We start from the raw sequence: 15,300 nt of genomic DNA, 5'->3' as shown, positions 1-15,300 counted from the left end.
GAGTACAGAATACGGCTATATGGCAACTGAAAGGAGAATTGAATGTATGCGTAAAACCGACAATATGAGCAAATGGAAGATGGGCATTGGAAGTGCGTTTCTGATGGTGATGCTGGCAGGATGCGGCTCGGGTATGCAGGACTTGGCTCTTGGTGCGGGGGATTCTTCATTTGTGAATTTAGAGGCAGCAGATTCGTCTTCCGATCAAGCCCAGAATCAGGATTTGTCTGAAGGGTCAACGGCTAACACCGATCAGGAACAACAGCAGGTAAGGGATGGACTTCAGACAGAAATGTAAGGACGTAGGACTTATCGTGTAAAAAATGATCTGGTGATCGTCGCAGCTTGCTCCGTATACCTAAGCTAATGGATATTAAGCAACGTTATTCTCACCACATAACCATCTTCGAGAAGACCGAACAAGCTACCATAATCAAAGGGCACGTGCTTTGATTATGGTAGCTTTTTTAATGTTGTAGATGAAGAGAAAACTTGTGGCAAGATCGACATATACACATGTAAACGTAGTGTAAAACCAATTTTAATTTGGGTTGTAAACCGCTGAACTGGTTCATTTTGTTAAATAATACGAACGATTTATAAGTTGACTGAGGGTAATATTCGTTTTTATCATTGACAAACTAGAGGCATCCCTCCTAAAATAGTGATGGGAAACACACAAAAAACGCATACTACTTCGTATAATCCCGGGGATTGGCCTGGGAGTCTCTACGAGATCACCCTAATGATCTGGCTACGAAGAGGATAAGGCTGAGCACATGAATTCTACATGATTGCGTCGGGCATGACATCTCGCACATTAGAATTTTTTTGTTCTCCGTAATTGGCACCGTGCCACTCCTCGTTAGCTAAAACCCTGGGTGATATATTTCATCTTCAGGGGTATTTGTCGTTTTGTCGGTTTTTATATGGCTTCAACATCTCTAAGGGGGAGTTAGTGAATTATGGATCGTTTCTTTAAACTAAAAGAAAACGGAACGAACGTTAGAACGGAGATTGTTGCGGGTCTTACTACCTTTATGACAATGGCGTACATTCTTTTCGTAAACACGTTGTTCTTGGGATCGGCCGGAGCCGGTATGTCGGACAATGCAGTATTTTTTGCAACAGCCGTAGGTGCTGGTTTGATGACCATCATTATGGGATTGTTCGTTAACATTCCGATCGCCCTTGCACCAGGTATGGGTTTGAACGCTTACTTCATGACCGTGGTTCTGAGTTCCAACGGTGCGATTTCCTGGCAGGCAGCTCTCGGAGCCGTATTTATCTCTGGTATCGTGTTTATTATTTTGACAGTGACCAAAATCCGTCAAATGCTGCTCGTTGCAGTTCCGGACTCATTAAAAATGGCAATCACAGTTGGTATTGGTCTCTTTATTACCATTGTAGGTTTCAAACTGGCTAATCTGGTCGCTGTAACAGTTAATGTTGCACCTGATGCAGATCTGAGCCAACCGATTCCGGGCAGCAGTTTTAATCTGTCTTTGGGTAATTTCATCTCGCATCATGATGCATTACTGGCTCTGATTGGACTGTTCATTATCGCTATACTGATGGTTATGCGCGTCAAAGGTGCACTGCTAATCGGTATCATTGCCACAACGTTGATTGGTATCCCGATGGGAGTTACGAATCTCAGCGGTTTGTCCGGTGCAAGCTGGTTGCCTAACTTCAGCGATCTGGCGGTGGGACAACTGGACTTGAAGGGTGCAATTAGCCTTGGACTGTTTGAAATCATCTTCATCTTCACCTTTGTAGAGCTGTTTGACACATTCGGAACAATGGTGGGCACAGCAACACGAATGGGGATTATGAAGGATAAGAAAAAAGGCGAAAAAACAGTTGGTAAAGCAATGCTCGTCGATGCAGTGGGTGTAAGTGCAGGGGCTGCACTGGGTACAAGTACAATTACCGCTTTTGTTGAAAGTGCCTCTGGCGTCGAAGCTGGTGGACGTACAGGTCTGACCTCTGTAACGACAGGTATCCTGTTCATTCTGGCCTTGTTTATTGCTCCGCTGGCATTGGTTGTTCCGTCAGCTGCAACAGCTCCGGCATTGATTATCGTGGGTGTCTTGATGATGAGTCAGGTTCGCAGCATTGAATGGGATGACTTCCTGCAAGCTTTCCCGGCGTTCCTTACCATTGTATTGATGCCTTTCACTGGAGGAATTGCAAACGGCATTTCCGCAGGGATTGTATCCTATGTAATCTTGGCCGTGTTCGGTAATCTGGTTACGGAGCGCAAAGTAAAGGTCCACTGGCTTATGTGGATATTAGCTATCATTGTTATATGCCGATATGTATTTATCGGTGGAGAATAAAAGTTTGACTGAATGAATTGGGTCAAAGACTTATAATGTATTTCTTATTTATACAAATGAAAGAAGCGGAAGCCTTGGTACTTTAACGGGGCTTTCGCTTTTTTTGTTTCTTATATATGTAGCATGAAAATTAAAAGAAGGGACAGGAGACACTTTGAAATGTTCTACGTAGGGGATATTCTTGATCTGTGGGGGATCGGAATTGACTTTCTTCTATATATAAAGGAGGAACATACATGAGTTATGATTTGATGGTCTTTGATCCAGCCAAAGCTCCAGTTGATAAAACGTCGTTTATGAGATGGTATGGTGAGCAGACAAAATGGTCGGAGGATCATTCCTATTCAGACATTAAGGTGAGCTCAGAGCAGTTGCAACGCTTTTACGAAGAGCTTATTCTGACATTTCCTTCTATGAATGTAGACGACGATGTGTTTGAAGCGATGGAAGAAGCGGGAACAGATAATCGATTAACAGAATACTCGCTAGGAAAAGAAGTGATTTATGCTGCATTCGCGTGGTCTGTTGCGGAGGACGCCTATATAATGATGCGTGAGTTGGCAAGGAAGCATAACGTTGGTTTCTTTGATGTAAGCGGCTCGGATGGTGAGATCATCAGACCCTGATGTGTATACTTAAATAGCAAACTTGAAAAGATGCACTATGAGGATTACATAGCAACATCTACATTTTATGAAAACGGGAGCGGAAATAACCGATCCTGTTTTTTAGTTCTATAAATGATTATGAATTGGACAAATAGGCATATCTGAGCGGATTGAGGTGAGTTAACAGCAAGCTGGATATAACCGGTTTGAAAGATATTCTACTATATATAATAGAAACTATTGTAATGTGAGAGAGTTGCTATTCTCCCGAGTTTGGGAAGGTAGTTGCTGCTGCGGAATGAGTATCTTGTAAAGTATAATGGGAGTAGGGAGGAAGAAGTAAAGCAATCATTAATAATTTGAAAATAAAGCTTGCATTCCAAATCTGTACATGGTATATTCTAATTCCGGCCAAGAAAACACGAGAAACACGGTGCGGCAAGCAAATGAAATAAGCTTCGAAAGAAACTTAAAAAAAGAGCTTGCAAAGTTGGTTCGGATGTGATAAGATATAAAAGTTGCTGAGGTGAACAACACACGGCGATGAAACAAGTTTGATCTTTGAAAACTGAACAACGAGTGAGTAAACATTCTGCTTGCAGAATGAACGCGAAAGTTTGAGACAAGCCTTGGCTTGGATCGACTGGAGCGTAAAATGAGATTTTAATCTCGTCAGTTTCAAAATGAGCTTATCGCTCTTTTCAATACTTTATTGGAGAGTTTGATCCTGGCTCAGGACGAACGCTGGCGGCATGCCTAATACATGCAAGTCGAGCGGACTTGATGAGAAGCTTGCTTCTCTGATGGTTAGCGGCGGACGGGTGAGTAACACGTAGGCAACCTGCCCTCAAGCTTGGGACAACTACCGGAAACGGTAGCTAATACCGAATAGTTGTTTTCTTCTCCTGAAGAGAACTGGAAAGACGGAGCAATCTGTCACTTGGGGATGGGCCTGCGGCGCATTAGCTAGTTGGTGGGGTAACGGCTCACCAAGGCGACGATGCGTAGCCGACCTGAGAGGGTGATCGGCCACACTGGGACTGAGACACGGCCCAGACTCCTACGGGAGGCAGCAGTAGGGAATCTTCCGCAATGGGCGAAAGCCTGACGGAGCAATGCCGCGTGAGTGATGAAGGTTTTCGGATCGTAAAGCTCTGTTGCCAGGGAAGAACGCTTGGGAGAGTAACTGCTCTCAAGGTGACGGTACCTGAGAAGAAAGCCCCGGCTAACTACGTGCCAGCAGCCGCGGTAATACGTAGGGGGCAAGCGTTGTCCGGAATTATTGGGCGTAAAGCGCGCGCAGGCGGTCATTTAAGTCTGGTGTTTAATCCCGGGGCTCAACCCCGGATCGCACTGGAAACTGGGTGACTTGAGTGCAGAAGAGGAGAGTGGAATTCCACGTGTAGCGGTGAAATGCGTAGATATGTGGAGGAACACCAGTGGCGAAGGCGACTCTCTGGGCTGTAACTGACGCTGAGGCGCGAAAGCGTGGGGAGCAAACAGGATTAGATACCCTGGTAGTCCACGCCGTAAACGATGAGTGCTAGGTGTTAGGGGTTTCGATACCCTTGGTGCCGAAGTTAACACATTAAGCACTCCGCCTGGGGAGTACGGTCGCAAGACTGAAACTCAAAGGAATTGACGGGGACCCGCACAAGCAGTGGAGTATGTGGTTTAATTCGAAGCAACGCGAAGAACCTTACCAGGTCTTGACATCCCTCTGATCGGTACAGAGATGTATCTTTCCTTCGGGACAGAGGAGACAGGTGGTGCATGGTTGTCGTCAGCTCGTGTCGTGAGATGTTGGGTTAAGTCCCGCAACGAGCGCAACCCTTGATCTTAGTTGCCAGCATTTCGGATGGGCACTCTAAGGTGACTGCCGGTGACAAACCGGAGGAAGGTGGGGATGACGTCAAATCATCATGCCCCTTATGACCTGGGCTACACACGTACTACAATGGCCGGTACAACGGGCTGTGAAGCCGCGAGGTGGAACGAATCCTAAAAAGCCGGTCTCAGTTCGGATTGCAGGCTGCAACTCGCCTGCATGAAGTCGGAATTGCTAGTAATCGCGGATCAGCATGCCGCGGTGAATACGTTCCCGGGTCTTGTACACACCGCCCGTCACACCACGAGAGTTTATAACACCCGAAGTCGGTGGGGTAACCGCAAGGAGCCAGCCGCCGAAGGTGGGATAGATGATTGGGGTGAAGTCGTAACAAGGTAGCCGTATCGGAAGGTGCGGCTGGATCACCTCCTTTCTATGGAGAATCGTTTCCCGCGTGGAAACATTCAAATATGCAGCTTAGCTGCAAAACTACTCACTCGTTGCTCAGTTTTGAGAGCTCAAACTCTCAAACAGCTTGCTTTTGCATGGAGCTTGTTCTTTGAAAACTAGATATCGAAACGAAAATTGCGAATTAGAACATTCCTTTTTAAGCTGAACTTGTGTAAACAAGTTTCAATAAAAACGGTAGATTGCATTTGCTCCTTGGAGCAATTGGTTAAGCTACTAAGAGCACACGGAGGATGCCTAGGCGCTAGGAGCCGATGAAGGACGTGGCGAACAACGAAACTGCCTCGGGGAGCTGTAAGCAAGCTTTGATCCGGGGGTGTCCGAATGGGGAAACCCAGCTGGGGTAATTTCCAGTTACTCATAACTGAATACATAGGTTATGTAGAGGCATACCAGGGGAACTGAAACATCTAAGTACCTTGAGGAAGAGAAAACAATAGTGATTCCGTCAGTAGCGGCGAGCGAACGCGGAGAAGCCCAAACCAGAGAGCTTGCTCTTTGGGGTTGTGGGACATCTCACATGGAGTTACAAAGGAACCGGTTAAACGAAGAGGTCTGGAAAGGCCCGCCAAAGAAGGTAAAAGCCCTGTACTTGAAAGTCTGTTCTCTCCGAGATGTATCCCGAGTAGTGCGGGGCACGTGAAACCCCGTATGAATCCGGCAGGACCATCTGCCAAGGCTAAATACTTCCTAGCGACCGATAGTGAAGCAGTACCGTGAGGGAAAGGTGAAAAGCACCCCGGAAGGGGAGTGAAATAGAACCTGAAACCGTGTGCTTACAAAAAGTCAGAGCCCGTTTTAGGGGTGATGGCGTGCCTTTTGTAGAATGAACCGGCGAGTTACGTTCCCGTGCAAGGTTAAGGTGAAGAGCCGGAGCCGCAGCGAAAGCGAGTCTGAATAGGGCGAATTAGTACGTGGACGTAGACCCGAAACCGGGTGATCTACCCCTGTCCAGGGTGAAGGTGCGGTAACACGCACTGGAGGCCCGAACCCACGCACGTTGAAAAGTGCGGGGATGAGGTGGGGGTAGCGGAGAAATTCCAATCGAACTCGGAGATAGCTGGTTCTCCCCGAAATAGCTTTAGGGCTAGCCTCGGAAAACAGAGTCGTGGAGGTAGAGCACTGATTGGGTGCGGGGCCCGCAAGGGTTACCAAGCTCAGTCAAACTCCGAATGCCATAGACTTACTTCCGGGAGTCAGACAGTGAGTGCTAAGATCCATTGTCAAAAGGGAAACAGCCCAGACCATCAGCTAAGGTCCCCAAGTGTGTGTTAAGTGGGAAAGGATGTGGAGTTGCACAGACAACCAGGATGTTGGCTTAGAAGCAGCCACCATTGAAAGAGTGCGTAATAGCTCACTGGTCGAGTGACTCTGCGCCGAAAATGTAACGGGGCTAAACACACCACCGAAGCTATGGCTTGATGCTTTGCATCAGGGGTAGGGGAGCGTTGTATAAGGGTTGAAGGTGTACCGTAAGGAGCGCTGGACATTATACAAGTGAGAATGCCGGTATGAGTAACGAAAAGATCAGTGAGAATCTGATCCGCCGAAAGCCTAAGGGTTCCTGAGGAAGGCTCGTCCGCTCAGGGTAAGTCGGGACCTAAGGCGAGGCCGAAAGGCGTAGTCGAAGGACAACAGGTCGAAATTCCTGTACCACCGTAAGCCGTTATGAGCAATGGGGGGACGCAGCAGGGTAGTGACGCGGACTGATGGATGTCCGTCTAAGCAGTGAGGCTGATGTGTAGGCAAATCCGCACATCGTAAGGCTGGGCTGTAATGGGGAGCGAAAATTATAGTAGCGAAGGTCATGATCTCACACTGCCAAGAAAAGCCTCTAGCCAGGTGATGGTGCCCGTACCGCAAACCGACACAGGTAGGCGAGAAGAGAATTCTAAGGCGCGCGGAAGAACTCTCGTTAAGGAACTCGGCAAAATGACCCCGTAACTTCGGGAGAAGGGGTGCCCCGGTAGTGTGAATAGCACGAGGGGGCCGCAGTGAAAAGGCCCAAGCGACTGTTTAGCAAAAACACAGGTCTGTGCGAAGCCGTAAGGCGAAGTATACGGGCTGACGCCTGCCCGGTGCTGGAAGGTTAAGGGGAGCGGTTAGGAGCAATCCGAAGCTGTGAACCGAAGCCCCAGTAAACGGCGGCCGTAACTATAACGGTCCTAAGGTAGCGAAATTCCTTGTCAGGTAAATTCTGACCCGCACGAATGGCGTAACGACTTGGGCGCTGTCTCAACGAGAGATCCGGTGAAATTTTAATACCTGTGAAGATGCAGGTTACCCGCGACAAGACGGAAAGACCCCATGGAGCTTTACTGCAGCTTGATATTGAATTTGGGTACGATCTGTACAGGATAGGTGGGAGCCTTTGAAGCAGGAGCGCAAGCTTCTGTGGAGGCACCGTTGGGATACCACCCTGATCGTATCTAGGTTCTAACCTGGTACCGTAATCCGGTGCGGGGACAGTGTCAGGTGGGCAGTTTGACTGGGGCGGTCGCCTCCTAAAGAGTAACGGAGGCGCCCAAAGGTTCCCTCAGAATGGTTGGAAATCATTCGAAGAGTGCAAAGGCATAAGGGAGCTTGACTGCGAGACCTACAAGTCGAGCAGGGACGAAAGTCGGGCTTAGTGATCCGGTGGTACCGCATGGAAGGGCCATCGCTCAACGGATAAAAGCTACCCTGGGGATAACAGGCTTATCTCCCCCAAGAGTCCACATCGACGGGGAGGTTTGGCACCTCGATGTCGGCTCATCGCATCCTGGGGCTGAAGTAGGTCCCAAGGGTTGGGCTGTTCGCCCATTAAAGCGGTACGCGAGCTGGGTTCAGAACGTCGTGAGACAGTTCGGTCCCTATCTGTCGTGGGCGTAGGAAATTTGAGAGGAGCTGTCCTTAGTACGAGAGGACCGGGATGGACGTACCGCTGGTGTACCAGTTGTTCCGCCAGGAGCACCGCTGGGTAGCTATGTACGGAAGGGATAAGCGCTGAAAGCATCTAAGCGTGAAGCCCCCCTCAAGATGAGATTTCCCAGTATGTAAGACCCCTTGAAGACGACGAGGTAGATAGGCTGGGGGTGGAAGTGCAGCAATGCATGGAGCTGACCAGTACTAATCGGTCGAGGGCTTATCCAATATGCAAGTTGTAAATCGCACATTTCGTTTCGGATCTAGTTTTCAGAGAATGATCTCTGAGATGTAAGCTAAGCTATGCGTTTGGTGGCGATGGCGGAGGGGTTCCACACGTACCCATCCCGAACACGACCGTTAAGCCCTCTAGCGCCGATGGTACTTGGACCGCAGGGTCCTGGGAGAGTAGGACGCCGCCAAGCGAAGAACCACTGCCGATGTTATTCGGTGGTGGTTTTTAATTGTCTAATATTATATTTCTAATATAAACCGTAACAGCCCGGAGGAAATCCAGGGCTGTTTTTTTATTCCAATTTATGCGAAGTACTAAAACTTTTTAGGTTTTCCATTTCTTTATAGTCAGTTTAATTTAAGTAGACTGTCTGTCTATTTATCCATTTGGTTGCATGCATGCCCTAGGCATAAAAGGGAGTTTTCCAATGCATGCTGGGTTTCTGAATCAATGATGACTCCTTGTTTGTTCATCTTCAATGTAATATGAGGAATGGTTAGAGAAGCCTCATGTAAGATTTGGGCATTAATCATGTTTAACGTCAGCAATAGTGAAGCATGGGCTTTGTCACCGCCCATGGGGCTTGGAGAAGCAGTAATGGCAACGGTGGGTTTATTGAGCCATTCTCCAGAAGATACAATCCAATCTAATGCGTTTTTTAAGACTCCAGGAACTCCATTTCCATACTCCGGTGTGCAAATCAGAACTCCATCAGAATTCTTCAGTTGGGCTCTCAAATTCTGCACGGACTCAGGACCTTTCTCAATATCGAGGTCAGGGTTAAAATGCGGTAAATCATTTAATCCACCATATACTCCAAACTTAAGGTAAGAAGGAGCCAGCTTAATTATGGCATGCATTAGTAACGTATTGGAGGACTGATTGCGCAGACTGCCGGAAATCGCAAGGATATTATATTCTTTTTTCATAGGTATACATCATCTCTATTCTTTAGTAATGTAGGGCAATCTGTTTATTTTCCTCCTGTTGGAATGGACTGTCTATAGAAAACGCATTTAATTAAGGCATTCTTCATGTTACTCAGAGGATATCCACAATTCTTCATTAAAACTGCATGCGATAGTTTGTATGACTATGGGTAATAGGATGAATAGAGCGCTTAAAATAAACCACTGAGGAATGAATCATAATAAATATTTTTTAAAATTAGTACCAAGTACTAATACTTAGTGCTATAATGGTAAAAAACAAACGAGGTGACTACCGGTATGAATCAATCAATGTCAACCATTACCGCAATGGGTACGTATGTACCGGATCGAATATTAAGTAATGCTGATTTGGAGAAGTTGGTCGACACGAGTGATGAATGGATTGTACAGCGTACAGGAATGAGAGAACGGCGCATAGCAGCTGAGGATCAGTTTGTATCTGATCTGGCCACCAAGGCTGTAGAAGATATGATACGTCGGTATAAAGTTAGTGTAGAAGATGTGGATATGATTCTGGTTGCTACCAGCACACCTGAATATTCATTCCCGAGCACAGCATCCAGAGTACAGGCGAATCTCAAGATTCCATATACAGGAGTGCTTGATTTGAATGCGGCATGTGCGGGGTTTACGTATGGATTGCAGTTGGCTGACAGTCTGGTAACCAGTGGCATGTATCATAAAGTGTTGGTTATTGGAGCAGAGACGTTGTCCAAGATTACCGATTATACAGATCGTACGACATGTGTATTGTTTGGCGATGGAGCAGGAGCGTTTTTGGTAGAAAGAGCTGCTGAGAAAGGTGATTTTATGGCAGCCATCTCAGGTACGAGTGGAGAAGGCGGTATTCATCTCTATAAGAGTGGTCTTTCTTCTGAGATGAATGGCGTACCTCTACAGGGTGAGGGATGCCTTGTCCAGAATGGCAGAGAGATCTATAAGTGGGCAGTACGCACGATTCCAGAACAATTGAGTAGGCTTATAGCCAAAGCAGAGATGAAACCGGAGCAGATCGATTGGTTTATACCCCATAGTGCAAATCTAAGAATGATTGAAGCGGTGTGTGAACGCGGTCCTATTCCGCTGGAACGAACTTTAACAAGTGTGGAATACCGAGGTAATACATCCGCAGCTTCCATTCCTCTTGCTCTACAACTTGCAGTAGACGAAGGGAAATTAAAGAGTGGGCATCAAATAGCCCTATTTGGTTTTGGAGGCGGCTTGACCTACGCAGGTCTTGTGCTTAGATGGAGCGTACCTGATACCAATTAAAGAAACAGATAAAACTCTTTTCATGCATGAATTGAGATAACAGAAAAAAGTACACCCTTTCCATGAACGCATGAAAAGGGTGTACTTTTTTGTGTAGCAGAATGATTAAAGATAAGGTTATCTAGATCGATAGCGATTGGGCTTTGTATTTGATACCGCCAATCCCTACGAAGCAGACAATTTAGTATAAATGTTTGCGTTATTTTTATCGTAGTTTAAATTAATCTGATGAACAATTTATGGTGTGAGCTTTGGTGCTTGGCGGTGATGAGTCCCTTGCTCATAGCTGTAAGCCAGCTTGATCAAGGTTCCTTCATCAAAGGCGCGGCCCAGGAATTCCATACCTACTGGCAGACCTTCAGTTGTAAATCCAGCAGGTACAGTAATTGCCGGGAAGCCAGAGAATGGACTCAAGCGGTTGTTACCACCGGAGTTTTGTCCTTCGCCAATAACACCAGCGGCTTGTGTGGACGTCGGATAGATGATGGCATCCAGGTTGTTGTCCGCCATAACTTTCAGCAAGGACTCACGTGTGATTTGAGTGCGTTTCAGGACAATGTCCTTATATTCGGCAGTCTCCAACGTTTCCCGCGCATCACGAGTTTTCATCGACTGTTCTTGTGACTTGTCGAACTGCCCGGAAGCAATAATTTCGGACAAGCTGTGATAAGGGGCTTCGTCACCAAGAGACTCCAGATAGTCATTAAGTTGGAATTTGAACTCGTATCCACTCAAGCTTGGGTATTTGTTGATTTCAGCCAGGTTCGGAATGCTGATCGGGACTGCCGTAGCTCCCAGCGTTTTGAGTTCTTCTACAGCGTTGTTAATCACGTCAGCAACGGCTTTTTCCTCAGCTTTGGTGCTTGGGATGAGTTCGGTGGCCACACCGATCCGTGCACCTTTCAGACCGTTTACATCCAGGAAGTCTGTATAGCTGGAAGGGATTTTGCCTACAGCATAAGCGGTAGCGACATCGTTTTTGTCATAGCCGGCTGTAGCATCCAGCATGATTGCGGCATCACTCACGGTACGAGCCATAGGCCCTCCGACATCCTGTGTCAATGCAAGAGGAATGATCCCTTCACGGCTGGACAGTCCGATCGTTGGACGAATACCGACAAGGCTGTTGAAGCTGGAAGGGATACGAATTGATCCACCCGTGTCAGTACCCATGCCTGCAGCTGCGAAGTTTGAAGCGATAGCCGCACCCGTACCACCACTCGACCCGCCTGGATAGTGATCCAGCGCATAAGGATTCAGTGTTTGTCCACCCAGCGAGCTGGATGTGGTGATGCCGAATGCGAATTCATGCAGATTGGTTTTGCCCAAAATAATGGCCCCGGCTGCCTTGAGCTTCTTCACTTGTTCAGCATCGTGAGCAGGTACAGAATCTTTCAGACAGATACAGCCTGCGGTTGTAGGCATATCGTTGGTATCAAAGTTGTCTTTAACTAAAACCGGAATACCATGTAAAGGTCCGCGTGGGCCTTGAGCTGCACGTTCTTCGTCCAACGTTTCAGCGATTTTGAGGGCATCCGGATTCAAGGTCAGGACTGCGTTAATGCTCACACCCTGATCATCGTATTTTTCAATGCGATCCAGGTACTTCTGCACAAGTTCTTTGGATGTCAGCTTTCCTTGCGTCATGGCAGCCTGGAGATCCGTAATGGTGGCTTCCTCTAGAACAAATGGTTTTATGTAGTTATAAATGCGGTCTTTCAATATGGCGACATCATTTTGGGTAAGTACTGCATTAGGAAGGAAGAGGGCGTCGGTATATCCTTTCATCAACCCAGCGTTGTTCAGCGCACCAACGGCACCGGCATAGCTCGCCTGATCCGGCACATCCTTGAACGATTCTGGAGTGGACTCCAGCTTCAGCCAGGTTTGCAAAGCTAAAGCAGCATCCTTACGCTGTACTGTTGAGCCGGAAAGCTTGTCCATGGAAAAAGGAACACCTGCAAGTGTAGCCGCTTCTTCCATGGCTTGAACAAATGCAATTCCAGTGACAGGAGCCTTACCAGCTGTTACGGCTGCAACCGTAGTTTTGCTCGAAGGCGTTGCTGTTGCAGCTGACGCTGCGGGAATCGCTCCTCCCCATGTTGTGGCAACAACTGCTCCGGCCAACAACAAGGCCCCACTTTTTTTCAATACAGATCCATGATAAGTCATGCATCCACGCTCCCTTCCTGTGTATCAATGATGTGTGTTAGCGAATCTGATATAGTTGCTTTTGTCACATTCTAAATACATGTAAGGTATTCTTACAACACTCATATTTATCCAAAAAAACGTATACATACTACATTATCGCTATATATCCTATCGAATGCTCCTAATTCCATTCACAGAAGGAAATTGTCGAAGAATATCGTGTTAACTAATGTGACATACAAGTCGCGAGATAGACATTTCATGAGGGACATCGTTATTTGTGAAGCCAAAGCAAACCAATACCATGAAATGATATAATGAAAAGATAGAAGTGGAAGATTATCTTAATCATTGATGGAAGCAATAAAGTTATAGGTTTTATTAAGGAAAGGAAGAGATGGAGTGAAAACATTAGTACTCGCAGAAAAACCATCTGTGGCACGTGAAATAGCCAGAGTGATGGGGGCGCGTGATAAACATAAAAGTTATATGGAAGGCCCGAAATATATCGTGACCTGGGCGCTTGGGCATCTTGTTGGGTTGGCTGAACCAGAGGACTATGACAAAAAGTATGCAACCTGGAATCTGGAGGATCTGCCGATTCTGCCTGAACGGGCCAAGCTAAAGGTACTCAAAGAGACAAACCATCAATACAAAGCGGTTCAACAGTTGATGAAACGTCAGGATGTTGGTGAATTGGTCATTGCAACGGATGCAGCACGTGAGGGTGAATTGCTGGCTCGTTGGATTATGCAAATGGCGCAGTGGAAAAAGCCGTTCAAGCGGCTGTGGATATCATCCCAGACGGACAAGGCAATCAAGGATGGATTTGCATCACTGAAGCCAGGCAGCCAGTTTGATCGTCTTTATGAATCGGCACGTTGCCGGGCAGAAGCAGATTGGATGATCGGTCTTAACGTGACGCGTGCATTGACGGTTCGATTTAATGCACAATTGTCAGCTGGACGGGTACAGACCCCCACACTTGGCATGATTATGGACAGGGAAAATGAGATCAACGGTTTCCGTTCGCAGGAGTATGAGACGTTAACGGCCGATCTGGGAGGTTTCCAGGCGGTATGGCGCGCTGCAGGTGGGGATTCACGCATCTTCGATCCGCAAGAGACACAAGAATTGAAGAAACGTATAGAGGGTCGTAAGGGTACAATTGCCCAAGTGAAAAAAAGTGAAAAGGTTGAGCCGCATCCACTGGCCTATGACCTGACGGAATTACAACGGGATGCCAACCGGAAATACGGTTTTTCTGCCAAGCAAACATCGAATGTGCTTCAGCGCCTTTATGAACAGCACAAGCTGGTAACCTACCCACGTACAGACAGCCGTTACCTGACATCGGATATGACGGGAACGCTGAAAGAACGACTGGATAGTGTTGCGATTGGCCCCTATGCGTCTTTGGCTCGTCCGTTGTTGCGTAAAAATCTGAATATCACCAAACGTATCGTGGATGACAGCAAGGTAACCGATCACCACGCGATCATTCCAACAGAACAGACGGTTCTCCTCAATCAGCTGAATCCAGAGGAACGTAAGTTATACGATCTGATCGTACGCCGTTTTATCAGCTTGTTCTATCCGGCTGCGAAGTACGACTCTGTTGCGATTACTGTTCAGGTGGGTAACGATTCCTTCCATGTGAAAGGCACAACGGTGAAAGAAAGCGGTTGGCGGGAAGTGTACGGCGGAGATTATAGCGATGAGGATGATGATCGTGCTGAAGATTCCTCAGACCATGAGCGTGCGCTTTTGCCAGACGTTCAGCAAGGTCAGTCCGTGACGGTTCAACGTTGTCATATCAAAAGTGGACGGACGATGCCGCCCAAACGGTATACCGAGGCAGCTTTGCTTTCCCAAATGGAGAAGTATGGACTGGGTACTCCGGCTACCCGTGCGGATATTATCGAGAAGCTGGTAAGTTCCGACACCATCGATCGTCAAGGAAACAGCATGCATCCAACGGGAAAAGGAAAACAGTTAATTGAACTGGCTGCTCCTCAGCTGCGTACACCGGATTTAACAGCCCGCTGGGAAGCTGAACTCGAGCGCATTGCTCGTGGGCAAGGGAAGCCAGAGCCTTTCCTGGAAAGCATTCGTTCAATGGCGAAAGAGCTTGTGTCTACGGTAAAAGGAAGCAAAGCGGAGTATAAGCCGCATAATGTATCGAATAGTCACTGCCCGGATTGTAATGCACGCTTGCTTGAGAAGAAGGGTAAACGTGGCAAGTTCCTCGTATGTCCAACAGAGGATTGCGGATATCGTCGTTCGGCTGAAAAACGATTATCCAACCGTCGCTGTGCACAGTGTCACAAAAAGATGGAAATTAAAGAGGGTAAGGCAGGTTTATACGTGCAATGTCTGCCTTGCGGCATAACGGAAACATTGGATAAAGACAAACAGCATGTGAACAAACGTGATCAGCAAAAGCTGGTCAAACAATATGCGAAACAGGAGTCGATCGGCTCCAATCTGGGAGAACTGTTGAAGGCAGCCATGGAGAAAAAGGGAGAGTAAGACT

General features: G+C 47.3%; 7 protein-coding genes, 3 rRNA genes and 1 riboswitch. Of the genes, 8 read left to right on the top strand and 2 right to left on the bottom strand.

Annotated features, from left to right (window positions below; all coding sequences use genetic code 11):
- Positions 1-46: 46 nt before the first annotated feature.
- The 6 genes from MHB84_RS09450 to rrf all read left to right on the top strand — a co-directional run bounded on the left by MHB84_RS09450 (position 47) and on the right by rrf (position 8,575).
- A complete protein-coding gene (locus MHB84_RS09450; protein WP_076292236.1) occupies positions 47-298 on the top strand; it encodes a hypothetical protein in 252 nt (83 codons plus the stop codon).
- Positions 299-677: 379 nt separating this feature from the next.
- Positions 678-777, top strand: a riboswitch (purine riboswitch).
- A 188-nt stretch (positions 778-965) separates the two neighbouring features.
- Entirely contained in the window at positions 966-2,342 is a 1,377-nt protein-coding gene (locus tag MHB84_RS09445; protein WP_076292237.1) for an NCS2 family permease, read from the top strand.
- 236 nt (positions 2,343-2,578) lie between these two features.
- Entirely contained in the window at positions 2,579-2,968 is a 390-nt protein-coding gene (locus tag MHB84_RS09440; protein WP_076292238.1) for a hypothetical protein, read from the top strand.
- A 691-nt stretch (positions 2,969-3,659) separates the two neighbouring features.
- Positions 3,660-5,211 (top strand): 16S ribosomal RNA (locus tag MHB84_RS09435).
- Positions 5,212-5,452: 241 nt separating this feature from the next.
- Positions 5,453-8,378: ribosomal RNA gene (locus MHB84_RS09430) — 23S ribosomal RNA — on the top strand.
- Between the two features lie 80 nt (positions 8,379-8,458).
- Positions 8,459-8,575, top strand: a 5S ribosomal RNA gene (rrf, locus tag MHB84_RS09425).
- Together the 16S, 23S and 5S rRNA genes form the textbook arrangement of a ribosomal RNA operon.
- Before the next feature lie 184 nt (positions 8,576-8,759).
- On the opposite strand, the gene MHB84_RS09420 is transcribed toward rrf, so the two are convergent.
- Positions 8,760-9,314 (bottom strand): NADPH-dependent FMN reductase, encoded by a 555-nt coding sequence (locus MHB84_RS09420; RefSeq protein ID WP_076291576.1) that lies wholly within the window; start codon positions 9,312-9,314, stop codon positions 8,760-8,762.
- Between the two features lie 300 nt (positions 9,315-9,614).
- Between MHB84_RS09420 and MHB84_RS09415 the strand changes: the two genes are divergently transcribed.
- On the top strand, positions 9,615-10,610 hold the full coding sequence (locus MHB84_RS09415; protein WP_076291577.1) for a ketoacyl-ACP synthase III: 996 nt from the start codon (positions 9,615-9,617) through the stop codon (positions 10,608-10,610).
- 237 nt (positions 10,611-10,847) lie between these two features.
- Here MHB84_RS09415 and MHB84_RS09410 read toward each other — a convergent pair whose 3' ends face one another.
- A complete protein-coding gene (locus tag MHB84_RS09410; protein WP_076291578.1) occupies positions 10,848-12,782 on the bottom strand; it encodes an amidase family protein in 1,935 nt (644 codons plus the stop codon).
- A 384-nt stretch (positions 12,783-13,166) separates the two neighbouring features.
- On the opposite strand from MHB84_RS09410, the gene MHB84_RS09405 reads away from it, so the two are divergent.
- Positions 13,167-15,296: a DNA topoisomerase III gene (locus MHB84_RS09405; RefSeq protein ID WP_076291579.1), complete on the top strand. Its 2,130-nt coding sequence runs from the start codon at positions 13,167-13,169 to the stop codon at positions 15,294-15,296.
- Positions 15,297-15,300 lie beyond the last annotated feature (4 nt).

This window comes from Paenibacillus sp. FSL F4-0087 (assembly GCF_038020215.1).
GTDB lineage: Bacteria > Bacillota > Bacilli > Paenibacillales > Paenibacillaceae > Paenibacillus > Paenibacillus taichungensis.
Note: the sequence above shows the minus strand (reverse complement) of the source record. Positions and strands in the feature narration are given on the sequence as shown.

What these genes read in the sequence shown, in the direction of transcription:
- MHB84_RS09410 (WP_076291578.1), bottom strand. Translation starts at nt 12,782, where the DNA reads ATGACTTATCATGGATCTGTATTGAAAAAAAGTGGGGCCTTGTTGTTG.
- MHB84_RS09450 (WP_076292236.1), top strand. Translation starts at nt 47, where the DNA reads ATGCGTAAAACCGACAATATGAGCAAATGGAAGATGGGCATTGGAAGT.
- MHB84_RS09420 (WP_076291576.1), bottom strand. Translation starts at nt 9,314, where the DNA reads ATGAAAAAAGAATATAATATCCTTGCGATTTCCGGCAGTCTGCGCAAT.
- MHB84_RS09415 (WP_076291577.1), top strand. Translation starts at nt 9,615, where the DNA reads ATGAATCAATCAATGTCAACCATTACCGCAATGGGTACGTATGTACCG.
- MHB84_RS09440 (WP_076292238.1), top strand. Translation starts at nt 2,579, where the DNA reads ATGAGTTATGATTTGATGGTCTTTGATCCAGCCAAAGCTCCAGTTGAT.
- MHB84_RS09445 (WP_076292237.1), top strand. Translation starts at nt 966, where the DNA reads ATGGATCGTTTCTTTAAACTAAAAGAAAACGGAACGAACGTTAGAACG.